Origin of the sequence: Micromonospora sp. H61, assembly GCF_018070325.1 — a bacterium.
Taxonomy (GTDB): Bacteria; Actinomycetota; Actinomycetes; order Mycobacteriales; family Micromonosporaceae; genus Micromonospora; species Micromonospora salmantinae.
Window position 1 is genome coordinate 1 of the sequence record NZ_JAGPXY010000007.1, and the last position, 26,334, is coordinate 26,334.

At 69.1% G+C, this 26,334-nt stretch carries 20 protein-coding genes; 1 reads left to right on the plus strand and 19 read right to left on the minus strand.

Annotation, left to right across the window (positions count from 1 at the left end; all coding sequences use genetic code 11):
• Positions 1-90 precede the first annotated feature (90 nt).
• From mmsB to KBX08_RS06015, 19 genes are all read right to left on the minus strand, one after another.
• Positions 91-1,341, minus strand: a complete 1,251-nt coding sequence (gene mmsB / locus KBX08_RS05925; protein ID WP_210781552.1) for a multiple monosaccharide ABC transporter permease — start codon at positions 1,339-1,341, stop codon at positions 91-93.
• The gene (mmsA, locus tag KBX08_RS05930; protein WP_210781553.1) at positions 1,338-2,876 is read right to left on the minus strand and encodes a multiple monosaccharide ABC transporter ATP-binding protein; all 1,539 of its coding nucleotides are present in this window, start codon (positions 2,874-2,876) and stop codon (positions 1,338-1,340) included. The genes mmsB and mmsA overlap by 4 nt, the downstream gene beginning before the upstream one ends.
• Before the next feature lie 82 nt (positions 2,877-2,958).
• A complete protein-coding gene (gene chvE, locus KBX08_RS05935; RefSeq protein ID WP_091401170.1) occupies positions 2,959-4,101 on the minus strand; it encodes a multiple monosaccharide ABC transporter substrate-binding protein in 1,143 nt (380 codons plus the stop codon).
• Between the two features lie 312 nt (positions 4,102-4,413).
• Positions 4,414-6,069, minus strand: coding sequence for a glycoside hydrolase family 27 protein (locus KBX08_RS05940; RefSeq protein WP_210781555.1), 1,656 nt, complete (start codon positions 6,067-6,069; stop codon positions 4,414-4,416).
• A gap of 302 nt (positions 6,070-6,371) precedes the next feature.
• Complete coding sequence (locus tag KBX08_RS05945) at positions 6,372-7,358, minus strand: LacI family DNA-binding transcriptional regulator (RefSeq protein ID WP_210781556.1); 987 nt, start codon at positions 7,356-7,358, stop codon at positions 6,372-6,374.
• A 412-nt stretch (positions 7,359-7,770) separates the two neighbouring features.
• Positions 7,771-9,876: a family 43 glycosylhydrolase gene (locus KBX08_RS05950; protein ID WP_210781557.1), complete on the minus strand. Its 2,106-nt coding sequence runs from the start codon at positions 9,874-9,876 to the stop codon at positions 7,771-7,773.
• A 339-nt stretch (positions 9,877-10,215) separates the two neighbouring features.
• Positions 10,216-11,718, minus strand: a complete 1,503-nt coding sequence (gene araA / locus KBX08_RS05955) for an L-arabinose isomerase (protein WP_210781559.1) — start codon at positions 11,716-11,718, stop codon at positions 10,216-10,218.
• 26 nt (positions 11,719-11,744) lie between these two features.
• Positions 11,745-12,734: a galactofuranose ABC transporter, permease protein YjfF gene (gene yjfF, locus KBX08_RS05960; RefSeq protein ID WP_210781560.1), complete on the minus strand. Its 990-nt coding sequence runs from the start codon at positions 12,732-12,734 to the stop codon at positions 11,745-11,747.
• A complete protein-coding gene (locus tag KBX08_RS05965; protein WP_210781562.1) occupies positions 12,731-13,801 on the minus strand; it encodes an ABC transporter permease in 1,071 nt (356 codons plus the stop codon). The genes yjfF and KBX08_RS05965 overlap by 4 nt, the downstream gene beginning before the upstream one ends.
• Positions 13,798-15,339 (minus strand): sugar ABC transporter ATP-binding protein, encoded by a 1,542-nt coding sequence (locus KBX08_RS05970; RefSeq protein ID WP_210781564.1) that lies wholly within the window; start codon positions 15,337-15,339, stop codon positions 13,798-13,800. The genes KBX08_RS05965 and KBX08_RS05970 overlap by 4 nt, the downstream gene beginning before the upstream one ends.
• Positions 15,340-15,528: 189 nt before the next feature.
• Positions 15,529-16,533, minus strand: a complete 1,005-nt coding sequence (locus tag KBX08_RS05975; protein ID WP_374101928.1) for an ABC transporter substrate-binding protein — start codon at positions 16,531-16,533, stop codon at positions 15,529-15,531.
• Between the two features lie 129 nt (positions 16,534-16,662).
• Positions 16,663-17,355, minus strand: coding sequence for an L-ribulose-5-phosphate 4-epimerase (locus tag KBX08_RS05980; RefSeq protein ID WP_210781567.1), 693 nt, complete (start codon positions 17,353-17,355; stop codon positions 16,663-16,665).
• A complete protein-coding gene (araB, locus tag KBX08_RS05985; RefSeq protein ID WP_210781569.1) occupies positions 17,352-19,034 on the minus strand; it encodes a ribulokinase in 1,683 nt (560 codons plus the stop codon). Before araB ends, KBX08_RS05980 begins: the two co-directional genes overlap by 4 nt.
• 641 nt (positions 19,035-19,675) lie before the next feature.
• Positions 19,676-20,464, minus strand: a complete 789-nt coding sequence (locus tag KBX08_RS05990) for an ABC transporter permease (protein WP_210781571.1) — start codon at positions 20,462-20,464, stop codon at positions 19,676-19,678.
• Positions 20,461-21,438: an ATP-binding cassette domain-containing protein gene (locus KBX08_RS05995; RefSeq protein ID WP_210781573.1), complete on the minus strand. Its 978-nt coding sequence runs from the start codon at positions 21,436-21,438 to the stop codon at positions 20,461-20,463. Before KBX08_RS05995 ends, KBX08_RS05990 begins: the two co-directional genes overlap by 4 nt.
• Positions 21,439-21,471: 33 nt before the next feature.
• The gene (locus KBX08_RS06000) at positions 21,472-22,314 is read right to left on the minus strand and encodes a DUF4097 family beta strand repeat-containing protein (protein WP_210781575.1); all 843 of its coding nucleotides are present in this window, start codon (positions 22,312-22,314) and stop codon (positions 21,472-21,474) included.
• Between the two features lie 73 nt (positions 22,315-22,387).
• Entirely contained in the window at positions 22,388-22,912 is a 525-nt protein-coding gene (locus KBX08_RS06005) for a hypothetical protein (protein WP_210781577.1), read from the minus strand.
• A 91-nt stretch (positions 22,913-23,003) separates the two neighbouring features.
• The gene (locus KBX08_RS06010) at positions 23,004-24,152 is read right to left on the minus strand and encodes an FUSC family protein (RefSeq protein WP_210781579.1); all 1,149 of its coding nucleotides are present in this window, start codon (positions 24,150-24,152) and stop codon (positions 23,004-23,006) included.
• A 57-nt stretch (positions 24,153-24,209) separates the two neighbouring features.
• Positions 24,210-25,178 (minus strand): SDR family NAD(P)-dependent oxidoreductase, encoded by a 969-nt coding sequence (locus tag KBX08_RS06015; RefSeq protein ID WP_210781580.1) that lies wholly within the window; start codon positions 25,176-25,178, stop codon positions 24,210-24,212.
• A gap of 83 nt (positions 25,179-25,261) precedes the next feature.
• Between KBX08_RS06015 and KBX08_RS06020 the strand changes: the two genes are divergently transcribed.
• On the plus strand, positions 25,262-26,236 hold the full coding sequence (locus KBX08_RS06020; RefSeq protein ID WP_374101929.1) for an AraC family transcriptional regulator: 975 nt from the start codon (positions 25,262-25,264) through the stop codon (positions 26,234-26,236).
• The last annotated feature ends 98 nt before the right edge of the window (positions 26,237-26,334 follow it).

Here is a 26,334-nt window from a genome sequence, read left to right on the forward strand (position 1 = left end):
ACACAAAGTGCAAGATCGCGGAGTCGGGTGGGAACGCAAGGGGCCCCTGACCGCAGCGCGGTCAGGGGCCAACTGGGTACGGACCGGGCGTCAGCGGGCCGTGCCGGCGCGACGCTTGTTGTAGACGTCGAAGGCGACAGCGACGAGCAGGACGAGACCCTTCACCACCGACTGGGTCGACTGGTCGATGCCCATCAGCTGCATGCCGTTGCTCATCACCGCCATGATCAGACCACCGACCATCGCGCCCACCACGGTGCCCACGCCACCGGTGACCGCCGCGCCGCCGATGAAGGCCGCGGCGATCGCGTCCAGCTCGAACATGTTGCCGGCGGCGGGCTGGGCGCCGTTCGACCGCGACGAGTAGATGACGCCGGCCACCGCCGCCAGGAAGCCCATGTTGACGAACATCCAGAAGTTGACCGTGCGGACCTTCACCCCGGACAGCGCCGCCGCCGACAGGTTGCCGCCGATCGCGTAGACCTGGCGACCGAAGACGGTACGCCGGGTGAGCAGGCCGTAGACCAGCACCAGGACCGCCAGGATGATCAGCACGATCGGCAGCCCTCGGGCGTGCGCCAGCTGCCAGGCGAAGTACATGAGGACCGCGCCGATCAGCACGACCCGGGCGACGAAGAGCGGGAACGACTCGACGGGCTGCTGGTAGCGGATCCGCGCCACGCGGGTGCGGAAGCCGCTGACCGCGTAGCCGGCCACGGCGATGGCGCCGATCAGCAGTGTGAAGGCGTCGAAGCCCTGCCCACCGAGCAGGCCGTTGAGGAAGCCCGCCGCGACCTGCTGGTACTCGGACGGGAACGGCGACAGCGAGATGTTGTCGAGCACCCGCAGGGTCAGACCCCGGAACAACAGCATGCCGGCCAGGGTCACGATGAAGGCCGGAATGCCGGCGTACGCCACCCAGAACCCGTGCCACGCGCCGACCGCGACGCCGACGACCAGCGCGGCCACGACGCCGATCCACCAGGGGTGACCCTGCTGAATCACCAGGACGGCGGAGACCGCTCCGGTGAGCGCGACGACCGATCCGACCGACAGGTCGATGTGCCCGCCGATGATCAGGATGACCATCCCGATCGCGAGGACCAGGATGTACGAGTACTGGAGGACGATGTTGGTGATGTTGCCGGGGCTCAGCAACACCCCGTCGGTCAGGACCGCGAAGAGCGCGACGATGACGACCAGGGCGACGTAGATCCCGCTCTGCCGCAGGTTGTTCAACACCAGCGCCCGCAGGTCGCTCGTCCCGCTGTGCAGGGCGGCGCCGGGCGTGCTGTCCGGGGGCGTGGGGCGCTCCGTCGAAGGGGTCTTGATGCTGGTCATCCGACGAGCTCCTTGTCCTTGGTCATCAGCTCCATGAGGCTCTCCTGAGTCGCCTCGGCCACCGGCATCTCGCCGGTGATCCGGCCGGCGGCGAGGGTATAGATGCGGTCGCACATTCCGAGCAGCTCCGGCAGCTCGGAGGAGATGACGATCACCGCCTTACCGGCGGCCACCAGCCGGTTGATGATCGTGTAGATCTCGTACTTGGCGCCGACGTCGATCCCGCGGGTGGGCTCGTCGAGGATCAGCACGTCCGGGTCGGTGAACAGCCACTTCGACAGCACGACCTTCTGCTGGTTGCCGCCGGAGAGCTTGCCGACCACCGCCATGACGCTCGGCGTCCGGATGTTCATCTCCTTGCGGCTCGCCTCGGCAACCTTGATCTCCTCGTTGCCGTTCACCCAGCCCAGGCGGGACAGCCGGTCCAACGCGGCGGCGGACACGTTGCGCCGCACGTCGTCGATGAGGTTGAGGCCGTAGCGCTTGCGGTCCTCGGTGACGTAGGCGATGCCGTTGTCGATCGCCTCGGCGACGGTGCGTGCCTGCACCTCCCGGCCGTGGACGAAGAGTCGGCCCCGGATGTCGCGCCCGTAGGACCGACCGAACACGCTCATGGCCAGCTCGGTCCGCCCGGCCCCCATGAGGCCCGCGATGCCGACGACCTCGCCGGCGCGTACGGACAGCCCGACGCCCTCGACGACCATCCGGTCCTGGACCGGGTGACGCACCGTCCAGTCCTCGATGCGCAGGACCTCGTCACCGGGGGACGACTCGCGGTCGGGGTAGAAGCTGTCCAGGTCGCGCCCGACCATGCCCCGGATGATCCGATGCTGGGTCACCTCGTCCGACCGCATGTCGAGGGTCTCCACGGCGCGCCCGTCGCGGATGACGGTGGTCGAGTCGGCGATGGCGGTGATCTCGTTGAGCTTGTGCGAGATCATGATGCAGGTGATGCCCTGCTCCTTGAGGGCCCGCAACAGGTCGAGCAGGTGCGCCGAGTCGATGTCGTTGAGCGCGGCCGTCGGCTCGTCCAGGATGAGCAGGCGCACCTTCTTCGACAGCGCCTTGGCGATCTCCACGAGCTGTTGCTTGCCGACGCCGAGCTGGATGACCGGGGTGACCGGGTTCTCGTGCAGCCCGACGGACGCCAACAGCTTCGCCGCCTCGGCGTTGGCGAAGTTCCAGTCGATGAGCCCGCTGCGGCCGCGCCGCTCGTTGCCGAGGAAGATGTTCTCCGCGATCGACAGGTACGGCACCAGGGCGAGCTCCTGGTGGATGATGACGATGCCGTTGGCCTCGCTGTCGCGGATGCCACGGAACTGCATCGGCTTGCCGTCGAAGAGGATCTCGCCGTCGTACGAGCCGGACGGGTAGACGCCGGACAGCACCTTCATCAGGGTGGACTTGCCGGCGCCGTTCTCACCACAGATGGCGTGGATCTCCCCGCGGCGCACTGCGAGGGTGACGTCCTCCAGCGCGGTCACGCCGGGGAAGGTCTTGGTGATGCGACGCATCTCGAGGATGGTGTCGTCCATTGTCACTGTCCTCCGTCAGGTCTGGACGTGTACGCGCCCAGGGGTCGGGCCCGGCGGGTGACCGCCGGGCCCGACGAGTGGCTTACTTCTTGGCCTGACCGGCGGCGACCTCTTCCGCCGTCCAGTAGCCGGAGTCGATCAGCGTCGCCTTGATGTCGTCCTTGTAGACCGTCGCGATCGGCAGCAGGTACGCCGGGACTACCTTGACGCCGTTGTTGTACGTCTGGGTGTCGTTGGCCTGCGGCTGCTTCTTCTGCAGGAACGCCTCGGCCGCGTTCACGGCCTGCTCGGCCAGCAGCCGGGTGTCCTTGAAGACCGTGGAGCTCTGTACGCCGTCGTTGATCAGCTTGATCGAGGCGATCTCCGCGTCCTGGCCGGTCACCACCGGGAGCTTCTTCGCGCCCTTGCCGTAGCCGGCGTTCTGCAGGGCGGTGATGATGCCGCGGGAGATGCCGTCGTACGGCGAGAGCACCCCGTCGACCTTCGAGCCGTCGTTGTAGCTGGAGGTGAGCAGGTTCTCCATCCGCTTCTGCGCGGTCTCCTGCTGCCACCGCAGGATGGCTACCTGCTCGGGGGTGGTCTGCTTGGACTTGACGACCAGCGTGCCGTTCTCGATGAACGGCTTCAGCGTGTCCATCGCGCCGCCGAAGAAGTACTGGGTGTTGTTGTCATCCAGCGATCCGGCGAAGAGCTCGACGTTCAGCGGCCCCTTGGCCGTGCCCTTCGAGCCGTCCTTGTTCAGCAGGCCGAGACCGACGAGCAGCGCGGTGCCCTGGGCGACGCCAACCTTGTAGTTGTCGAAGCTGACGTAGAAGTCGACGTCCTTGCTGCCACGGATCAGTCGGTCGTAGGAGATGACCGGGATCTTCGCGGCCGCGGCGGCCTGCAGCTGGCTGCTGAGCGCGGTGCCGTCGATCGCCGCGAGGACCAGAACATCGGCACCCTGGGTGATCATCTGGTCGACCTGCTGCGACTGCGTGGGGATGTCGTCGCCGGCGTACTGGAGGTCGACCTTGTAGCCCTTGGCCTCCAGCTTCGACTTCACCGCGTTGCCGTCGGCGATCCACCGCTCCGAGGTCTGGGTCGGCATCGACACACCGATCGTCAAATCGCTCGGCTTCTCGTCGCCGGACTTCTCACCGCTGCCCGCACCCCCGCCGCTGCACGCCGCCAAACTCAGCGCGAGTGCCGCGCCGCCGAGAGCAACCAGGAATTTCCTGCCCACGGGCTTCTCCTCTCTGGACTCCCCCGCCGACTGCCGGGGCCAACTGTCATCTTTCGGGTAGTGTTAGCGCTCACATAGACTGCGTCAACACCAGATCCGAAATACCGGTGTCACGGTCTCGTAACGGAGCATCCAGGCGAGCGTAGCCATGTGGCCGATCCGCCGGAAGGGCAGGACGCGGCGACTCAGCGTGGTCGTCCGCAGCACTCTACAGACCGATGCCCGCGGACGACGTCTGTCGTCCGCGGGCATCGGCACTATCGCCGGATCAGGTGGGTCGCCGCGACCTCGGCGGTCGACCGACCCGGTCGGCTACCGCTGCGACCACCGCTGGTTCGCCGCCGCGGTGCAGGTCCAGAGGATCACCGTGGTGCCGTTGGCAGTGGCGTTGGCGTTGACGTCCAGGCAGAGCCCCGACTGGTTGTTGCTGATCGTGCCGTTGGCGTTGACCGTCCACTGCTGGTTGGTCCCGCCGTTGCAGTCCCAGATCTGCACCTTGGCGCCGGCCGCGGCGTTCGGCGGCGCGTCCAGGCACTTGCCGAGGGCCTGCAGGGTCTGGCCGCTGCTGGTCCAGCGCTGGTTGGCGGCGCCGTTGCAGTCCCAGATGACCGGCTGCGTGCCGTTGGCCGTGTTGCTGTTCGGCACGTCGAGGCAGCGGCCGGAGGCGGCGCTGGCGTACGCGCTCGACGTGGTCGGCGGCGGCGTCGTCGGAGGAGTCGTCCCGCCACCGCTGACCCGGTACACCACAGTGCCGTGCGCGGGGACGCTGGCGCTGATGGTCCCGCTGCTGGTGCTGGTGCCACCGGTCCACGCGTCCACCAGCGTGAACGACGAGCCGGACTTGCCGATGGCCGCGGCCGTGGTCGAGATCGTCGTCGTCGAGCCGCCCTGGTTGAAGAGGGCGACGGCGATGTCACCATTGGCGAGCCGCTTGGCCAGCACCCGACGCGTGCCGTCGAACGACACCTGGGTCCCCTGCAAACCGAGCGAGTCCTGGTTGATCGCGATCAGGTTGGCGTTCTTGAGGATCGCCTGCGTGGCGGCGTTCATGTTCCGCACGTCGTTGCCGGCGATCAGCGGAGACGCCATGATCGCCCACATCGCGAAGTGGCTGCGCATCTCCGTGTCGTTCATGCCGCCGCGGCCGATCTCCATCATGTCGGGGTCGTTGAACCCACCCGGTCTCGCGTAGGACGCCAGCGGAACGGTCACGTTGATGATGTTCTGGATGCCCATCGGGTAGCCGTTGGTCTGGCCGGTGTCCCAGGCGTTGGTGATGTCCTCGGTGGTGCGCCACATGTTCGCCACGTCGCCCCAGTTGCGCTGGGGGCCGGTCTTGGCGTGGATACTGTTCGGGTTGATGCTGTAGACGATCGGTCGACCGGTGGCGGCCAGCGCGTCACGCATCTTGGCGAAGGTGGCCACCTGGTCGTTGATGCTGCCCTCCGGCGAGCACCAGTCGTACTTGAGGAAGTCGACGCCCCAGGCGGCGAACTGCCGTGCGTCCTGCACCTCGTGGCCCCGACTGCCGGTCGCCCCGGGGTAGGCGCCGAAGTACTGCGCGCAGGTCTTGTCGACCGGCACCTGGTAGAGGCCGAACTTCAGGTTCCGGGCGTGCAGGTAGTCGCCGAGCGCCTTCATCCCGCTGGGGAACCGGCCGGGGTCGCCCTGGATGTTGCCGGAGCTGTCCCGGTTGGGGTTGAACCAGCAGTCGTCGACCACGACGTAGTTGTAGCCCAGGTCCCGCATGCCGGTGCTGACGATCGCATCCGCCGTCTGCCGGATCAGCGCCTCGTTGATGTTGCAGCCGAACTGGTTCCACGAATTCCAACCCATGGGTGGAGTGCGCGCCACGCCGTTGTCCAGTGCCTGCGCGGTCGGCGCGCGAAGGCCGACCAGGGCGCCGGCGAGCAGAATTCCGGCCGCCAGTGCGCTCCCCCAGCGACGACCTCGGGTATTGCGGTTCATCGAGCCTCCTTGTCGGTGACGCCCGCCCGTGATTACGATCTCTGGTCGGCACGCCGATAGTTGGACGCCAATTTTTGTTAGCGTTAACAGAGACGCCCATCATGTTACGGCGACATTTCACGAGGTTCAATACCTCCACCGCGCCGTATCGCTCGACATCGATTGGTCACGCTGAGCAACGCATCGAGTCGCGTCTTATCCGGCGAGGAAGCCAAGAATTGGCACGCGCTGACGCGGACCCCCACGCGCGTGCACCCTGGCGGGGCCGCACCACGCGGGGCGACCTCCGGTTGGCCCGACCGTCAGTGACGAGGTGGAGCGACGCTCTCGCGGGCGACCAGAGCGGGGGCGATGGTCTGCCGCAGCGCCCCACCGGTGCCCGACTCGATCTGGGACAGCAGCATCTGCAGGCTCGCTCGCGCCACCGCGTCGAAGTCCGGTCGAACCGTGGTCAGCGGCGGAATGAAGTACGCCGCCTCCGGCACGTCGTCGAAGCCGACCACGCTGATCTCGTGCGGCACCCGTCGACCGAACTCGTGCAGCGCCCGCAGCACGCCCAGCGCGAGATGGTCGTTGGCGGTGAAGACGGCGGTAACCTCCGGCATCCGCGCCAACATCTGCCCGCACCGGTAACCCGACGCCGCTGACCAGTCCCCCGGCATCGGCGGCGGCGGATCCAGACCGGCGGCCAGCAACGCCTGCCGCCAGCCGTCGATCCGACCCACGCTGTCGAACCAGTCGGTCGGCCCGGAGACGTGCCAGACGGTGCGGTGCCCGGCGTCGAGCAGATGTTGCGTCGCCGCCCGGGCGCCCGCCACCTGGTCGACAGTCACCAGCGGCACCGGCCGGCTCGGGTCACCGTCGACAGTGACCAGCGGGACATCCTTGGGCAGGCGCTCCAGCGCCTCACCGGCCGACTCGACCGGGGCGATGACCACGATGCCGGCGACCCGGTGCGACAGGTGCCGCTCGACGGCCGCCGAGATGGAGCGGTGGTCCAGGTTTCGCACGCTGCCGACGCTGACCGCGAAGCCCTCTTCGGCGGCGGTCTGCTCCAACGCGGCCAGCAGCGAGGCCGGACCGTAGAGCGTCGTGTTCTGCGCGACCACACCGATGACCTGTGATCGACCGGTCACCAGGGCGCGTGCCGCGCCGTTGGGGCGGTAGCCGAGTTCGGCGATCGCCGCGCGAACCCGAAGCCGGGTCTGCTCACGGACGTTGGGGTGCCCGTTGAGCACCCGCGACACCGTCTGATGGGAGACACCGGCGAGACGAGCAACGTCCGTCATCGCGGGACCGTGGACGGCCATTTCACTCCCCCCGCTACATCTCCGGCCCGCAGCCCGTCGACGTCGACTGGAGCGGCCCGGCCCGATCCCCCTCGCTCAGTCACCACGCCGGTGCTGAATCCCAGGTGACCAGCGCTGGATCGCCGACAGTCTACGCCAGCAACGGCCCCGAACACGGCACGCCCGTGTGGGGACCGCTCGACGTGCCGAAGCCGTACAACGCCGTGCCCGTCCGGACTCGCCAACCAACAGGTACGAGGCACGGTCCTGATGTGGTACGCCGGCCTGCCCTCGCTCCTGGACAGAGCGTGGAACAGGCCGGCGAGGATCTGACGCGGTGGCGCGGACTTCACATGCCGCCAGGGCTGCGTCGCCAGCGCCACCGGTCAGAGCGATCGTCGTGTGACCGGCGTCACGGAGTGGTCAGGTCGAAGCGCCGCACGGTGACCGCGCCACCGAGCGCCTGCGTCGCGTGGTTGAAGATGGCGAACCGGTAGCCCATGAAGAACTGCCAGTTGTTCGCCAGCGTCAGGGCGTTGCCGAACGAGGTGAAGTTGACCCCGTCGGTGCTGTACGAGAAACGGGCCTGTCGGCCGGAGCCGGGTCTGATGTCGGCGTTGGCGCGCAACCAGATCCGGCCACCGGAGACGGCGGTGCTCGCCACCTCGCTGCCGGTGCTGGTGGTGTTCCAGCTGCCGTCCATCGTCAGCCCGTTCTGCATGACCAGTCGGGTGGACCCGTTGTCCCGTCGGACTCCGATCCAGGCCGACGAGTTGCGCAGCACCGCCAGGCCGGTGCGATCACCGTCGCGCATGGTGGAGTAGTCCAACTCGATCGTCGCGGTCGAGGTGGGGCCCTGGATGCGGTGGGTCAGCGTGTTGCGCGCCTTGTAAAGGTCGCTGGTGACGGTGGCGGTCTGCAGGTTCAGCCCGTTGTTGACCGACCACTTGCTGTTGTCCGGGTTGTGGTTCCACTCCCACTGCGGGCCGAGCGTGGTGCCGGCGAAGGTGTCGGCGCCGGTGAGCGGCTTGACCGCCCGGGGCGGCGCGGGCAGGTTCGGCTTCGGGTACGAGCTGCCCCACGTGCCGTTGACCGTCTGCAGCACCGGCCAACCGTCGCCGGTCCAGGTGATCGGGGCCATGGCCGGCATCCGACCACCGGGGTACGCGTCGACGAAGGACATGTAGTACCAGTCGCCGTTCTGGGTCTGCACCAGCCCACCCTGGTGCGGCACACCGCCACCGGAGATCGGGCCGGGCAGGTTGAGCAGCACCTGCCGCTGCTCGTACGGGCCGAACGGGCCGTTCGTCGACTTCAGCACGTACTGGCCGTTGGCCGGGCGGGTGAGCCAGATGTAGTAGGCGCCGTTGCGCTTGTAGAAGCGCGCGCCCTCCAGCGTTCCGATGCTCGACGGCGTGGTGTACACCTGCTGGGCACGAACCTGGGACTTTCCGTCCGCGGACAGCTGCGCCACGCTGATGGTGCCGTTGCCGTACGCCACGTACATGGTGTCGTTGTCGTCGATCAGCATCCCCGCGTCGTAGTAGCAGTTGGGGATGGTGGTGTGCTTGCTCCAGGCGCCGTCGACGGCGGACGCGGTGTAGATGTGGGTCTGCGCGAAGTCGATGCACCCGGCCCAGTAGTACGTCCGGTTGCTCGGCCGGTAGTTCAGCGTCGACGCCCAGATGCCGTCGACGTAGGCGTTACCACCGCTCATGTCGTACTTCGACCCGAAGTCGAGTCGGGGCACCGAGTGACCGGCGAACTCCCAGTTCACCAGGTCGTACGAGCGCAGGACCGGCGCGCCAGGCGAGTAGTGCATGGTGGACGCCGACATGTAGTAGGCGTTGTCCACCCGGATGATGTCGACGTCGGCGAAGTCCTGCCAGACCACCGGGTTCGGGTACGTGCCGTTGGACGGGGGCGGCGTCGTGGGGTCGGTCCCGCCGTCGACGCGGACGAGCTGCCACTGCTGGTTGGTGCCGTTCCAGTCGTCGTACTGCACGATGTTGCCGCCGTCGGCGGTCGAGGCGCCCTGCACCTCCATCACCTTGTTGCTGTTCCGGTTGATCAACCGGACGTACCCGCCGTCCGAGTCGGCCAGCCGGAACTGCTGGTTGGTGCCGTTGAGGTCGCTCCACTGCACGACGCTGGCGCCGTTGGCGGTCGAGCGGCCGGAGACGTCCAGCACCTTGCTCGACAACCTCGACTTGAGTCGGTAGTAGCCGCCTCCGGAGTCCACGAACTGCCACTGCTGCTGGTTGCCGTTGTTACGCGTCCACTGGGTGATCCGCGCACCGTCGTTCGTGGCCAGGTTGTACACGTCCACGGCCTTGCCACTGTTGCGGTTCACCAACACGTACCAGGCGCTGGTGTCGACGGTGGCCGCTGACGCGGGCGACGAGGCGACGGCCGCAGCCGCGCCACCGACCACCAGCACCATCGCGGCGACGGCGAGTCTCGACAGCCACCCGCGCCGTCGTGGCGCACCCCGGGGAACCCGACCGATGGAAAGCATGATCCTCCTCTGCTGACGCGAACCGTGCGGTCTGGGTCGGCGTCCGCGGCACCGGGCGGGGCACCGAGCTGACCACGCCCGGCCATGTGATCGCTAACACCGATCGCCCGACCGTTGCGGTGACGAGGTGCCGAAACCGCGGGGGTAGGACGTGCGCGCGGCCGGAGCAGCCAACGACATCGACCATCTTGGTTATAGACTGTGAGCGATAACATGCTGTTAGTCAAGGCGTAACACAATCGCCTCGCGGCCCGGCTGGCGCACACGCGAACGGGTGGTCCACCCCTGCCTGCGGGCAGGGGTGGACCACCCGTTTTTCGTACGATCAGGCCGCGCGAATCAGAAGCCGCGGGCCAGCCGGTAGTACGCCTGGTTCCAGCGCAGCTCGTCGGCGAAACGGCGGGGCTCCGTGGCGGCGTCGATGACGACGAGCTCGGTGCGGCTCATCTCCGCCAGGTCGTGCAGCTCCTCCACGCCCACCGCCTGAGACAGCACTGTGTGGTGCGGGGCGCCCGCGGTGATCCACGCCTCGGCCGAGACCGGCAGGTCGGGGCGCGGACGCCAGACGGCACGGGCAACCGGCAACCGGCGCAGCGGCTGCGGCGGCGCCACCACGTCGATCTCGTTGGCCACCAGCCGGAAACGCTCCCCCATGTCGGACAACCCGAGCACCACTGCCGGACCGGGTGCGGCGTCGAACACCAGCCGGACCGGGTCCTCCCGGCCACCGATGCTCAGCGGATGGATCTCCACGTTGGGCACGCCGGAGGCGATCGTCGGGCAGACCTCCAGCATGTGGGCGCCGAGCACCAACTCGTTGCCCGGAGTGAGGTCGTAGGTGTAGTCCTCCATGAACGACGTGCCGCCGCTCACGCCCACCGACATCGCCTTGAGGGTGCGGACCAGGACCGAGGTCTTCCAGTCGCCCTCACCGCCGAAGCCGTAGCCGTCCGCCATCAGCCGCTGCACGGCGATGCCCGGCAGCTGACGCAGCCCCCCGAGGTCCTCGAAGTTCGTCGTGAAGGCCCGGAACCCGCCCGCGTCCAGGAAGGCGCGCATACCCAACTCCACCCGCGCGGCGTACCGCAGCGAGTCGTGCTGCTCGCCGCCGGGCAGCAGCTCGCTGACGATGCGGTAGGTGTCCTCGTACTCCTTGACCAGGTCGTCCACCTGCGCGTCGGTGACCTCGCCGACCACCTCGACCAGGTCGTTGACGCCGTAGGTGTTGACCGAGACCCCGAACCGCAGCTCGGCCTCGACCTTGTCACCCTCGGTCACCGCGACGTCGCGCATGTTGTCGCCGAAGCGGGCCAGGCGCAGCGACCGCATCGCCGACCAACCCAGCGCGGCGCGGGCCCACGCCCCGATCCGAGTGGTCACCCGCGGGTCGCTGACGTGCCCGGCCACTGTCTTACGGGCCACACCGAGACGCGTCTGGATGTACCCGAACTCACGGTCGCCGTGGGCGGCCTGGTTCAGGTTCATGAAGTCCATGTCGATGTCGTTCCACGGCAGCAGAACGTTGGCCTGGGTGTGCAGGTGCAGCAGCGGTGTCTGCAACGCGTCCAGGCCGGAGATCCACATCTTGGCCGGTGAGAACGTGTGCATCCAGGCGATGACCCCGACGGCACCCTGAGCGGCGGCGTCCCGGCAGACCTGCAGAATCTCACCACTGTTGGTCAGGACGGGCTTCCAGACCACGCGGGCGGGAATCTGCGGCGAGTCGTCGAGCGCCGCCGCGATCTGGCGAGACTGCTCGGCCACCTGGCGGAGCGTCTCCTCGCCGTACATGCCTTGGCTGCCGGTGAGGAACCAGATCTCGGGTTCGGTGTGTGGTGCCATGGAGTTGCCTTCCGCGAGAGGGGCGGTCACTTGTAACGGATTCCGATGAGGCGCTGAAGGAGGATGAACGCGAAGAGCAGACCACCAATCACGATCTTGGTCCACCAGGAGTTGAGGCTCCCGTCGAAGGTGATGAGAGTCTGGATCACGCCGAGAACCAGCACGCCGAGCACCGTGCCGAAGACGTAACCCGCCCCGCCGGTGAGCACCGTGCCACCGATGACGACGGCGGCGATGACGTCCAGCTCCATCCCCACCGCGATCAGCGGCGCGCCGGAGAGGGTGTAGAAGGACAGCAGGATCCCGCCGATGGCCGAGCACAGACCACTGATCGTGTAGACGGCGATCCGGGTCCGTCCCACCGGCAGGCCCATCAGCAGCGCCGACTGCGGGTTGCCGCCGATGGCGTACACGTTACGTCCCAACCGGGTGTAGGCCAGCGTGTACGCGGCGATGACGACCACCACGAAGGCGATCAGCACGCTGATCGACACGAAGTTGCCCCGTGGGTCCCCGATCCGCTCCTGCGACATCGAGGTCCAGAACCCGTCGGTGATCGGGATCGACGCGCCGGAGATGAAGGTGCACATGCCCCGGGCGAAGAACATCCCGGCGAGCGTGACGATGAACGGCTGGATCTCGAAGAAGTGGATGACGCAGCCCATCAACAGGCCGAGCGTCGGGCCGATGAGCAGGGCGATGACCAGCACCAGCGCCGCCGGCATGCCGTCCTGCAGCAGAGCGGCCGACACCATCGCCGTCATGGCGACCACCGAACCGACCGACAGGTCGATGCCACCGGTGAGGATCACGAAGGTCATGCCCACCGCGACGACGAGCAGGAAGCCGTTGTCGATGAAGACGTTGAAGATGACCTGGACGTTGGAGAACGCCGTGTACTGCGAGACGCCGATGCCGTACATCACCAGCAGCAGGGCGAGCGTCGCCAGAACCGGTATCTGCTTCCTCGGCAGCCGGAACCGGGTACGACCGGCGGTAAGCGTTCCAGTGGTCATGCCGGCACCTGCTCCTTCGGCTTGTCGGCGATGGTGGCGGGCGGCGGGACGTTACGCCTACGTCGACTGAACCGGGCCCGGAAGGCCGGCGCCTGGATGAGGCAGACGGCGATGACGACGACCGCCTTGAACAGCAGCGAGGTCTGCGGTGAGATGTCCATGGCGTACACGGTGGTGGTCAGGGTCTGGATGATCAGCGCGCCGATGATCGTGCCACTCAGGAAGAACCGGCCGCCCGCGAGGGACGTACCGCCGATGACGACCGCGAGGATCGCGTCCAGCTCGACCCAGAGGCCGGCGGCGTTGCCGTCGGCGCTGGAGACGTTGGCCGTCATCATGAAACCGGCGACCGCGGCACAGGCGGCGCTGATCACGTACGCCAGGAAGATGACCCGACTGGACCGGATGCCGGCGAGCCGGCTGGCCATGGCGTTGCCGCCCACCGACTCGATGATCATGCCGAGTGCGGTGCGACGGGTGAACGCGGCGACCAGCAGGGCCGCGGCGAGCGCGATGAAGATGGCCAGCGGCAGGGTCAACGCGTGGCCCAGGCCGATCGCCCGGTACGGCTCGGAGTTGATGGTGATGATCTGACCCTCGGTGATCAGCTGGGCGAGACCCCGGCCGGCGACCATCAGGATCAGGGTGGCGATGATCGGTTGAATCCCGATCACGGCCACCAGCACCCCGTTCCAGGCGCCGAGCACCAGCGAGACGCCCATCGCCAAGGCGAGGGCGGTCACCACCACGCCAAGGCTGTTCTGGTCGGGCTGCTTGCTGATGTACATGCAGGCGATCGCGCCGCTGATCGCGCAGAGCGAGCCCACCGACAGGTCGATGCCGCCGGTGGAGATGACCAGGGTCATGCCCAGCGCGACGAGGATCAGCGGTGCGCTCAGCCGCAGGATGTCGATCGGCGTGCCGTACAGGTGCCCGTCCTTGAGCTCGATGGACAGGAACCCGGGCCGGTAGATCGTGTTCGCGGCGAGCATGACGAACAGCACGGCGGCGGGCCAGAACAGCCGGTGACCGATCATCGTCCGATAGCGGCTCGTGGTGTCGTTCATCGGTCTGCCTCCTCCCGGTGGGATCCGCTGGCGATGGTCTGCATGATGCGGTCGGCGTCCAGGCTCTCGTCGTTGGCGAGCTGCGCGACCATCTGCCGGTCCCGCATGACGGCCACCTTGTGGCTGAGGCGCAGCACCTCCTCCAGCTCGGCGGAGATGAACAGCACCGCCATGCCACCGTCGGACAGCTGCGTCACGAGCTTCTGGATCTCGGTCTTCGCCCCGATGTCGATGCCCCGGGTGGGCTCGTCGAGGATCAGCAGTCGCGGCTCGGTGATCAGCCACCGGGCCAGCAGCACCTTCTGCTGGTTACCGCCGGAGAGGTTGCGTACCGGCACCTCCGGGTCGGCGGGCCGGATGTTGAGGGCCTTGACGTACTTGTCGACCAGCTCGTCCTGGCGACGACGCGGAATGGGCCGCAGCCAGCCGCGGGCCGCCTGCATGGCGAGGATCATGTTCTCGCGGACCGACAGGTCCGCGACGATCCCCTCGGCCCGGCGGTTCTCCGAACAGAAGCCCACGCCGTGGTCGATGGCCTGCGCGGGGGTGCGCAGGCTGCTCGCCGTGCCGTCGATCGCGACCTGGCCGCCGTCGGTCCGGTCGGCGCCGAACAGCAACCGCGCGACCTCGGTACGCCCCGAGCCCAGCAGGCCGGCCAGGCCCACCACCTCGCCGGCGTGGATGGTGAGGCTGAACGGCTCGACAGCACCCGCCCGACCGAAGTTCGACACCGCCACCAGGGGGGTGCCCTCCTCCAGCGCGGCCAGGTCCCGCCGGGAGTGCTCCTCGATGCCCTCCAGGACGTCGAGCTCCTTGCCGATCATCTTCTCGACCAGGGAGAGCTGGGGCAGCTCGGTGGTGAGGTACTCACCGACGAGCCCGCCGTTGCGCAGCACCGTGATCCGGTCGGCGATCTCGTAGACCTGGTCGAGGAAGTGGGTCACGAACAGGATCGCGATGCCCTCGTCGCGCAGTTGCCGCATGATGCGGAACAGCTGCGCCACCTCGCCGGCGTCGAGGCTGGACGTCGGCTCGTCCAGGATCAGCACCCGGGCCTTGATGTCGATGGCGCGGGCGATGGCGACCATCTGCTGGATCGCGAGCGAGTACGAGCCGAGTGGCGCGCTGACGTCGAGGTCGAGGTCGAGGCGGGCCAGCAGGGCTCGGGCGCGGCGGCGGACCTCACCCCAGCGGACGGCGCCGAAGACCCGAGGCTCACGGCCGATGAAGATGTTCTCCGCCACCGAGAGGTTGGTGCAGAGGTTGACTTCCTGGAAAACGGTGCTCACACCGGCGGCGGTCGCCTGCATCGGCCCGGTGAACGACACTGGCTCGCCGTCGAGGGTGATCGCGCCCTCATCGGTGTCGTAGACGCCGGTGAGCACCTTGATGAGGGTGGATTTGCCGGCGCCGTTCTCGCCCATCAGGGCGTGCACCTCGCCGGGAAAGAGCCGGAAGTTGACGTCGTGGAGTGCGCGCACCCCGGGGAAGGACTTGCTGATCCCGGTCATCGTCAGGACCGGACGGCTATCCGTCATCCCATCAGACCTCTTCTGGGTTGTCGACACGGAAGGGCCGCTACGCTCCCGCCACGCCCGCCCGGTCGTCCCTGGGGGGCCGCTCGGGCGGGCGTGGTTCGGAGGTCGTCGCGGGCCAAGCCCGGTCCGTTTCGGGTAGGGAAGCGACGCGGCGGGGCCGCCACGCGAACGCGGCGACCCCGTCGTCGATCAGTACTTACGGTTGGGCAGAGCTTCCTTGGCCTGCTCGGTCGTGAAGGTGGTCTCCTCGGTCTCGATCCGAGGCGGCACCTCCTCGCCCGCGTGGACCTTCTTGGCCAGGTCCATCAGCTGCGGGCCGAGCAGCGGGCTGCACTCCGCGATGAAGTTGAACTTCCCGTCGGCGAGAGCCTGCATGCCGTCCTTGACGGCGTCGACGGTGATGATGGTGATGTCCTTGCCGGGCACCTTGCCGGCGGCGTTGATCGCCTCGAGCGCGCCCAGACCCATGTCGTCGTTGTGCGCGAACAACACGTCGATCTTCTTGTTGGCCTTGAGGAACTGCTCCATGACCTGCTTGCCGCCGGCCCGGGTGAAGTCACCCGGCTGGGAAGCGATGATCTTCAGGTTCGGGTTGGCGGCGATCGCCTCACCGAAGCCCTTCTTGCGATCGTTCGCCGGCGCCGCACCGGTGTTGCCCTGCAGCTCGACGATGTTCACCGGGCCCGAGGCGGTCTTCTTCTGCTCGACCAGCCACTCACCGGCGAGCCGGCCCTCCTTGACGAAGTCCGAGCCGAGGAAGGTCTTGTACAGCGACTTGTCGGCCGAGTCCACCGAGCGGTCGGTCAGGATGACCGGGATGTCGGCGTCCTTGGCCTCCTTGAGCACGGTGTCCCAACCGGACTCCACCACCGGCGAGAAGGCGATGACGTCGACCTTCTGCTGGATGTAGTTGCGGATCGCCTTGATCTGGTTTTCCTGCTTCTGCTGAGCGTCGTCGAACTTCAGCTCGATCCCGGCCGCCGCGGCGGCCTCCTTGATCGAGGTGGTGTTCGCGGTACGCCACCCGCTCTCCGCACCGACCTGGGAGAAGCCCATCGTGATCTTGCCGTCGTCCGTGGTGCCGCCGCCGCCCGTGTCGCTGTTGCCGCAGGCCGCCACGCCGCCGACCAGCAGCACGCTGGCGAGGACCGCGGCAGCGCGCCACGGAGCGGACTGCGTTCGCATCTTTCCCATCGAATCTCCTTGGCTGGATGTGGTGGGTAACCGCGCCAACCGCCGAGGTGCGAAAGAGCGGCGAACGCGGGTGGTGCGTGCTGGTGCGTCGTGGTGCAGACCGACGGGTCCCGGGTTATCGGTGCAGGGTCAGGAGCCCGCCGGTGCGACTGGTTGTTGGCCGTAGACGTTCTGGTAGCGGTCGTAGAGCGAGTCGATGTCGGCCTGTGCCATCGGGACCGGCTGCCCGAGGGTGTGGGCCAGGTGCGCGGTGCGGGCCACGTCCTCGCACATGACCGCCGCCTTGACCGCCGCGCGGGCGTCGCGGCCGATGGTGAACACGCCGTGGTTGCGCATCAGCACCGCGGGCGAGCGGTGCCCGGCGAGCGTGGCGACGATGCCCTTGCCGATGTCGTCACCGCCGATCAGCGCGAACGGGCCGATCGGGATCTCCCCACCGAACTCGTCAGCCTGGGCCGTGAGGTGGCAGGGGATCGACTCCCCACACGCGGCCCAGGCGGTCGCGTACGAGCTGTGCGTGTGCACGACCCCACCGACCTCGGGCATGGCCCGGTAGACGTAGGCGTGGGCGGCGGTGTCGCTGGACGGGGCGAAGTCGCCCTCGACGAGAACGCCGTCGAGGTCGCACACCACCATCGTGGCCGCGGTGAGGTCGTCGTAGCTCACCCCACTCGGCTTGATCACCATCAGATCCTGGCCGGGGACCCGCGCGGAGACGTTGCCGGACGTCCAGGCGACCAGGTTGTACCGGGTCAGCTCGGCGTGCAGGCGGGCGACGGTCTCGCGCAGCTCGCCGACCTGTCGGGTCACCTCGGCGTTCACGCCACCACCTCCAGCGGGACCTCGTGCGTAGTCGCGGCGGTCTCGACCGCCGCGTTGCGGATCGCCCGCAGGCGGAGCATGACGTCGTTGCCGCCACGACCGAAGTGGTCGTGCAGCGCCCGGTACTCGGCGTAGAGGGCGTCGTAGGCGCGGGCCCGCTCGGGGTCCGGACGGTAGACGGCCTCGTGCACCCGGCCCATCGCCTGCGACGCCTCGTGGATCGAGGGGAACTCGCCGGCGGCGACGGCGGCGTGGATCGCCGAGCCCAGCGCCGGCCCCTGGGCCGAGGCGATGATGTTCAGCGGTCGCCTGGTCACGTCGGCGTAGATCTGCATCAGCAGCGCGTTGTTGGTCAGACCACCGGCGATCACCAGGTCGTTCACCGGGACTCCGGCGTCGACGAACGCCTCGATGATCATCCGGGTGCCGTACGCGGTGGACTCCAGCAGGGCCCGGTAGATGTCCGCCGGCCGGGTGGCCAGGGTCATGCCGACGATCATCCCGCTGAGGTCGTGGTTGACCAGCAGGGAACGGTTGCCGTTCCACCAGTCCAACGCGATCAGGCCGTGCGCGCCGACGGGCTGACTCGCGGCCAGCTCGGTGAGGCGCTCGTGCGAGTCGACGCCGGCCGGAGCGGCGTGCTCGACGAACCAGCCGAAGATGTCGCCGACACCGCTCTGCCCGGCCTCGTAACCCCACGCGCCGGGGCTGATGCCGCCGTCCACCACACCGCACATGCCGGCCACCTCGGCGACCTCCGCGCCGTTGACGACGTGGCAGGTCGAGGTGCCCATGATGGCGACCAGCCGACCGGGCTGCACCGCCTGCGCGGATGCCGCGGTGACGTGCGCGTCGACGTTGCCGACGGCCACCGCGATCCCCGCCGGCAGGCCGGTCCAGGCGGCGGCCTGGGCGGTGAGCGCGCCGGCCCGGGCCCCGAGGGGCAGCAGCGGGCCGTCCAGCTTCGCCACGAAGTCGCCGAAGTTGGGGTTGAGCGCGGTCAGGAAGCCCTCGGAGGGGTAGTGACCGTCCTGCAGAATGCCCTTGTAGCCGGCCGTGCAGACGTTGCGCGTCTCGGTGCCGCAGAGCTGCCAGACGATCCAGTCGGCCGCCTCGATGAAGCGCTCGGCCCGGTCGTAGACCTCCGGGTCCTCCTCCAGGATCTGCAGGCCCTTGGCGTACTGCCACTCGGCGGAGATCTTGCCGCCGTACCGGCCGATCCACGGCTCGGCCCGCTCATGGGCCAGCGCGTTGATCCGGTCGGCGTGCGGCTGCGCGGCGTGGTGCTTCCACAGCTTGACCCAGGCGTGCGGTCGGTCGCGCAGCTCGGGTGTCTCGCACAGCGGGGTGCCGTCGGCGAGCGTCGGCAGCACGGTGCAGGCGGTGAAGTCGATGCCGATGCCGACCACCGCCGCCGGGTCCACCCCCGCGGCGGACACCGCCGCCGGGACGGCGTACCGCAGAACGTCGCGGTAGTCCTGCGGGTTCTGCAGGGCCCAGTCCGGGGGCAGGGTCCGACCCCCCGGAAGCGCCGCGCTGATCACGCCATCGCCGTACTCGTGCACCGCGGTCCCCAACTCGGCACCATCGCCGACACGGACCACCAGAGCTCGCCCGGACAGGGTGCCGTAGTCGACACCGACGACGTAGCGGTCGTCAGCTCCGTCCACACGGTTCATGTGTTCACCTCCACCGTTAACGGGGATAGTGTTAACGCTCACATCCAGGCTCGTCAAGACATCTACCCGCAACAGCTCCGTAACGGAACGCGGAAGGCGGACCGACTCGGGAGGGTAGATAGCGGACCGGTGCAAATCCCAAGATTCCGCCCTTAACTGCGGCAGCCATCCGACGAATGGGGCCGGCGTCCGGCACGACTGCCGTCCGGAGACCCGTCAACCGGCGGCGCGACAGGTCCAGTGCGCCGCACATCGGGGCATGGCGGTCCGATAGCGACCACTTGTTCCCCCGGCGATGATGGCAGCGATAACATTCCCGGGGCGTCGCGGTCGCGTGCTCGGATCCGCCCGACAGCCATCGACGGCCATGCGGGCTCATGGCTGAGCGCTCCGGAGCGCCACCCACCCGGCGCGAAGCCGGACGACGACCCGGTGTTATCGATAACATTCAACGTCTTGACGAGCCCGCGCCGCCCGGTCGTCCTCGCCCGCCCGATCATGCACCTCACGCCGGCGACCCGACCGCCTGAGCACGCACCTCGCGCCGCCGGTCGCAGGACGCCTCGAGCCGGCGGCCCGACCCCTGTGGGCCGAGCCGCCGGCTCTCCGTTGCGTTGGTGGGACCGAGCACGCCGTACGGATCAGGCCGTCCGGTTGCGGTTGTACAGGGCCTTGGCCCACAGGAAGCAGCCCACTGTGATGACGGCGCACCAGACGACCGCGATGATCCCGTTGGCGCCGATCCCGGTACCCAGGAGCAGGCCGCGAAGGGTCTCCATGACGGGCGTGAAGGGCTGGTAGTCCGCGAACAACCGCACGGCGGTCGGCATGGAGTCGGTGGGGACGAACCCGCTGCCGAGGAACGGCAGGAGGATCAGCGGCATGGGCAGGTTGCTGGCCGTCTCGACACTGTCACTGACCAGACCGAGGGCGACGGACAGCCAGGTCAGCGCGAAGGTGATCATGGCGAGGACGCCGATCGCCGCGAGCCACTCGACCGCGTTGGCATTGGGTCGGAACCCGACCAGCAGCGCCACGAGGATGACGGCCACGAGGCTGAGCATGGTCTGGACCAGGCTGCCCAGTACGTGACCCGTCAGTACCGACGGCCGGAAGATCGACATCGTGCGGAACCGGGCGATGATCCCCTCGGTCATGTCCATCGCGACCGAGATGGCGGTGCCCTGCGCGGCGCTGACCACGGTGATGAGCAGGATGCCGGGGGTGACGTAGTTGGCGTACTGGGAGCGGTCGCCGGACGGGCCGAGACCGGCGCCGAGCGTGCCGCCGAAGACGTAGACGAAGAGCAGCAGGATGATGATCGGGATGCCGATGAGCAGGAACGTCATCGACGGGTACCGCCGCATGTGCAGCAGGTTGCGCCGCAGCATGGTGCTCGAGTCGCGGACGGCGAGGGAGAGGGTGCTCATCGCGCGGGAGCCCTTTCGTGGTCGGGTCGGCCGGCCCGGGTGTCGGGCTGACCGGTGAGGGTGAGGAAGACGTCGTCGAGGTCGGGGGTGTGCACGGAGAGCCCCGCCACGCTGATCGAGGCGCGGTCGAGCTGGTCGAGCAGGGATCGCAGCGACCCGACCCCGCCGTCACTCGGCACCTGGAGGGTGAGCGCCGCGTCGTCCCGGGTGGCGCTCTCGAACGTCCGGGCCGCCGAGTCGAGACCCTCCTGGTCGGCGAACTGCAACACGACGTGGCCGCCCGGGATGAGCCGCTTGAGCTCGCGCGGCGTGCCCTCGGCGATCAGCCGGCCGTGGTCGAGGAACGCCACCCGGTCGGCAAGCTGGTCGGCCTCCTCCAGGTACTGCGTGGTGAGCAGGATGGTCACGCCCTCGGCGGCGAGTGCGCGGATGATGTGCCACATGGCCCGGCGGCTGCGCGGGTCCAGGCCGGTGGTCGGCTCGTCCAAAAAGATGACGCGGGGCTCGCCGACCAGGGTCATCGCGAGGTCGAGCCGGCGGCGCATGCCGCCGGAGTACGTGGACACCGGCTTGCCCGCCGCGTCGGTCAGGTCGAACTGGTCGAGCAGGTCGGCGATCCGCCGCCGACCGGCGGCCCTGTCCAGGTGGCACAGGTCGGCCATCAGGGTCAGGTTCTCCCGACCGGTGAGCAGGTTGTCGACGGCGGAGAACTGACCGGTGACGCCGATCAGCGCGCGTACCGCGTCGGGTTCCCGGGTCAGGTCGTGGCCGAAGACGCGGGCGTTACCGCCGTCGGCGTCGATCAGGGTGGAGAGGATCTGCACTGTGGTGGTCTTGCCGGCGCCGTTCGGACCGAGCAACGCGAAGATGGTGCCCTCGGTGATCATCAGGTCGATGCCGTTCAGCACGACCTTGTCGCCGTAGGACTTGCGCAGGTCGGTGGCGACGATCGCGGGGTTCATGGAGCTGGTCATGGTCTCCTCATTTGTGGTCGGCGGGGCGGTGGGTCAGGCGCGGCGGATCATGATGTCGCCGTAGGAGGTGTTCGCCCGGACCTCGACCGTCTCGTCGGTCTGCGCCGGGCTGTCGGTCGACTCCAACGCGTTGTGCACGCGGCCGTGCTTGGAACTGACGTCGAGCCAGGCGGCGGTCCCGCGACGGATGCCGACCTCGATCGCGCCGAAGGAGGTCTGTGCGTCGACCGCGCCGCGGGTGACCTCACCCAGCCGGAGGTTGCCGTAGGCGGTGCGCGCCGTCACCGATGCCTGCGAGGCGTCCACTGTGATGTCGCCGTAGGCCGTGTTGATCCGGACGTCGCCACCGCTGCGGCCGATCCAGCAGTCGCCGGACGAGTTCTTGATCTCGGCGGTGCCGTCGACCGCACCGATGCGCACCTTGCCGGACGATGCCTTCACCCGGGCAGAGCCCAGCACACGCTCGACCGCGACCTCGCCGTGGCTGCTGTCGATCTCCAACGGCCCGGTCTCGTCGAGACGGATGCCGCTGCCGGTCTTGATCCGACACTCGCCGAGCCGACCCTCGCAGCGGAACGCCGCCCAGGCCGCCTCGGCGTACACCCGCGACCCGGTCGGCACCTCGATCTGGACGTCGACCGACGGCCCGGGGCCGAACCCGTAGCGGCGCCAGCTCTTCGGCACCCGGATCACCAGTCGCCCGGCGGCGAACTCGACGGTGCTCTGTTCGGCGGCGCTCACGTCGGCCTTGCTCGACGGGTCGCGGGGCCGCACCGTCACCACAGTGTCGGTGCGGTCGCTCGCGGCGATCCAGGCATCGCCGATCGGCAGCTCGATCTGGACGGAAATCGGTTCTGGCGTCTCGAAAACAGGCATGGTGGTCTCCCGAACTGTGGTCGGCGGAGGTCGCCGCTGGTCAGCGGCGTGGTGGTGGAAGGGGTACGGGGAGTTAGCGGGCCCAGCCGGTGAAGTGCTGGCCGGAGGTCGGCTCCACCCGGCGGGGTGGACGACGCTGGGTGTCGCCCGCCCCGATGGCACCGGCGACGGCGCGCACCAGCCAGGCGTTGACCGAGAGCCCGGCGCGGCCGGCGGCGTCCTCGACGCTGGCCTTCAGGTGGTCGGGGAGCCGCAGGTTGATCCGCGAGGTGCCGCCCTCGTCACCGTCGGGGGCGGACACCGGCACCGCCAGCGGTGGCGGGCCACTGGGCTCGGTCGCCACCTCGGCCGGCGGGCTGGCCGGCGTCACCACGAAGTCGGGCTCGCGCCCGCGCAACCGGACGTGCACCGATCCCGGTGCGAGGTCGCGGGTGATCTCGTCGGCCGCGTCGGACAGCGCTTCGAGCAGCGTGAGACGGGTGGCCGCCTCCAACTGCGCGAAGAGTCGTTCGGCCAGCGCCCGGGCCTCCGGGTCCACGCCCTCCGCGGCCACGGCGAACTCGTTACGCAGGTTCTCGACGTATGACCTCAGCTCCATGACGCCATCATGGCACCACTTTGGCTCAGAGTGCAACAGTAATGGCTCAAGAAGGTGCCGCCACCTGGCTCCGCCGGGGGTCACCCGGCTCTCAGAGATCCCCGAAAAGCTTCCTGACCAGGTGATTCGCGTCCTCCTGGTCCAGCCCGGAGGCGACCAGGAGGTCACTGACGGTCGTCCGGACCTGTGCCACCACCACCGCACCCGAGAAGCCGACACCGTCCCGATAGGCGTGCCCGGCCGTCCGGACCGCCCGTAGCGCCTGCTCCCGGGCCCGGTTCGGCTCGGCGCCGGCGGCGAACTGCCGCTTGAGCAGGCGGACCGCCTCGGCGAGATCGGCCACCGCCGTCGGCAACGACTCCGGCACCGGCTCGCCGTCCTCGATGAGCGTCACCGATCGTCGGATCAGGGTGCCGCTGTTACGCATCGCCCGGTCGATCGGCTCCGCCGCCCGCGCATAGCGGCCCACCGGCCCGTGCCGTTGATGCCAGTACACCGGTGACAGGGTGCTCGCCTCCCGGGCGCCCTGGGTCGCCTCGACGAACGCCTTCAACCGGCCCGCGCTCTGCCGCAGCTCACTCCGGGCGGTACGGGCCCGAGCGGCGTCCCGCTCGTTCAGCGCCTCGGCGGTGGCGTCGAGCTGGGTGGCGAGGAGGTCCAACGCCGGCCGCGCGGCCCGGTTGAGCACCCGCAGCGGGTTCAGCGGCAGCAACACGGCGGTGACCAGTAGCGCCACCCCTCCCCCGACGAGCGCGTCCACGAACCGGGGGATCTCCAGATCCCGGACGGCCGGGCTGAGCGTGGCGATGAGCACCGCCGTCGCCCCGGCCTGGATAACCACCGCCGCGCTACCGGCGAGGAAGAGCGCGACGACGATCGCCAGCGTGACGATCAGGGCGAGCTGCCACCACCCGGTGCCGATCACCAGGAGGAGCAGGTCACCGATCAGCACTCCGACGGTGACACCGATGATCAGCTCGACGGTGCGACGCAACCGCTGGCCGACGGACGCGGCGAGCGTCGAGACGGCGGAGATCGGCGCGAATACCGGCTGCGACACGTGCAGCAGCGAATGCGCCACCAGCCAGGACAGCGCCGCGGCCAGACCGGCCTGTAGGGCGAGGCCGCCGATGGTTCGTACCCGACGGACCCGGTCGCGCAGCGCGGCCACCAAGCGGTCCCACCACCGGGCGACGGTCGACGGGCCCGCGTCCGCTCCGCGCCGACCGGCAGCGACCATGGCGGCACCTACCCCGCCACGACCGGATCAATCCTCGCCGGCACGGCCCGGCCGTGCTCAGCGCGAGGCGAGCGCCTTCTCGGCGTACGCCCAGAGCCGGTCGGCCGCGGCCGGGTCCAACGCGTGGGCGGCGACCCCGCCGGTGGCGTCAGGGCCACCGGGAACGACCTCGGCCTCCTGGTTGTCGTCGAAGTACCGGCCGCCGACACCGTCGAGCAGGGGTGAGCCGGCGAGCAGCACTGTGGTCGACGCGCCCTGGTCGGGCTTCTTGTAGTACTCCGCCTCGATGAGGTTGCCCGCCTCGTCCATCGCGCCCATCGCCCGCATCGTGTCGTCGTCGATGTGGCGCTGGAGGTTGGTGAAGATGTACCCGGGGTTGAGGGCGTTCGCGGTGATCCCGTCGCTGGCCCACTGGCGGGTGATGCCGACCGCGAGCAGGACCTCAGCGGTCTTCGACTGGCCGTAGGCCGACCACGGGTCGTACGGGCGCCGCTCGAACTGCGGGTCGTCGAAGTCGAAGGGTGCGGCAAGGTGTGCCCCGGAGCTGACCATCACGACCCGGGCCGCCTCGGCGGCCCGCAGATTGTCCTGCAGCCCCCGGACCAGCGCGAAGTGGCCGAGGTGGTTCGTAGCGAGCTGGAGTTCCCAGCCCACGGCGGTCAGCTGGCGGGTCGGGATCGCCATGATTCCGGCGTTGGCCACCAGCACGTCGAGCGGGCCCTGCCAGGCCGCGACGAAGGCGTCGACCGACGCCAGGTCGGCGAGATCGAGGGCGGACGACCGGACCGCGCCCACTGTGGCATCGGTGGCGAACTCCTCGGCGAGCCGGTCGGCCGCTCGAGGATTCCGGGTCGCGACGGTGACCTCGGCGCCGGCCCCGGCCAGCGCGCGCACCGTCTCCACACCGATGCCGGAGGCGCCCCCGGTGACGATCATCCGACGGCCGGTGAGGTCGACACCGTCGAGGACCTCGGCGGCGGTGGTACGGGCGTTGAACGGGGTGGTGAGGCGTGGGTTCGCTGTCATGAACCCAGGTTACGAACGCTCGGATCGGACTGCCTATAGTCTGGAGTCCTTCATACTTTCGTGAGCGTCCAGAAGAGGTGGGGATGGTGGATCCGCTGGAGGATGTGCTGGCCCTGCTCGGCGCGACGAGCCACGTCTCCGCCGGCCTGGTCGGGGGCGGACGCTGGGCCGTCGGTTTCGACCCACCGGCCGGGGCCAAGTTCAACGCCGTCCGGCGGGGCCGATGCTCGCTGCGGGTCGACGGCCACGCCGAGCCGATCAACCTCGGTGCGGGCGACTGCTTCCTGCTGACCCGACCGGCGGCCTACACCCTCTTCAGCGACCCCGACGTGCCGGTCCAGCCCGCGTACCCGATCTTCGCCGCCGCCACCGACGGTGTGGCGCAGGTCGGCGACGGTGACGACGTGTTCCTCATCGGCGGTGCCTTCACCCTGGGCGGACGGGCGCGCAGCCTCCTGCTCGACAACCTGCCGCCGGTCATCCACGTGCCCGCCGACACCCCGGAGGCCGGTACCGTCCAGTGGGCCCTCGGCGAGATCGACGCGGAACTGCGATCCACGCGACTCGGCTCCCACCTCGTCGCCGAGCACCTGGCGCTGGTCCTGCTGATCCGAGTCCTGCGGCTGCACCTCGCCCGCGACGAACAGCCCACCTCCGGGTGGCTGGCCGGTCTCACCGACCCGGTGGTCGCTCCCGCGTTAGGCGCGATGCACGCGCGACCCGCGCACGCGTGGACGGTGGACGAGGTCGCCCGGGCGGCCACCGTCTCCCGATCGACGCTGGCGGCCCGATTCAAGAAGGTCGTCGGGGTGGGCCCACTGGAGTACCTGACCGGGTGGCGGATCGAACTCGCGGCCGACCGCATCCGGCGCAGCTCCGACACTGTCGCCACCATCGCCCAGGCCGTCGGATACGGCTCGGAGAGCGCGCTGAGCGTGGCCTTCAAGCGCACCACCGGCCTGTCGCCACGCGCCTACCGCACCGAGCTGGCGAAGGCGGGCCGGAACGACGTACCCGAAGCGACAGTGACCGCCGGTCGGGCCCGGCCTGGGCGGTAGCGCCCCGGCCGGCCGAGATTGAGGGCGAACGGATCGGGTAGACCCGGCTCTGCCGTCACCGCGGTCGGCTGCCCGGCGCGTGACGTCGGGTGGGTCGC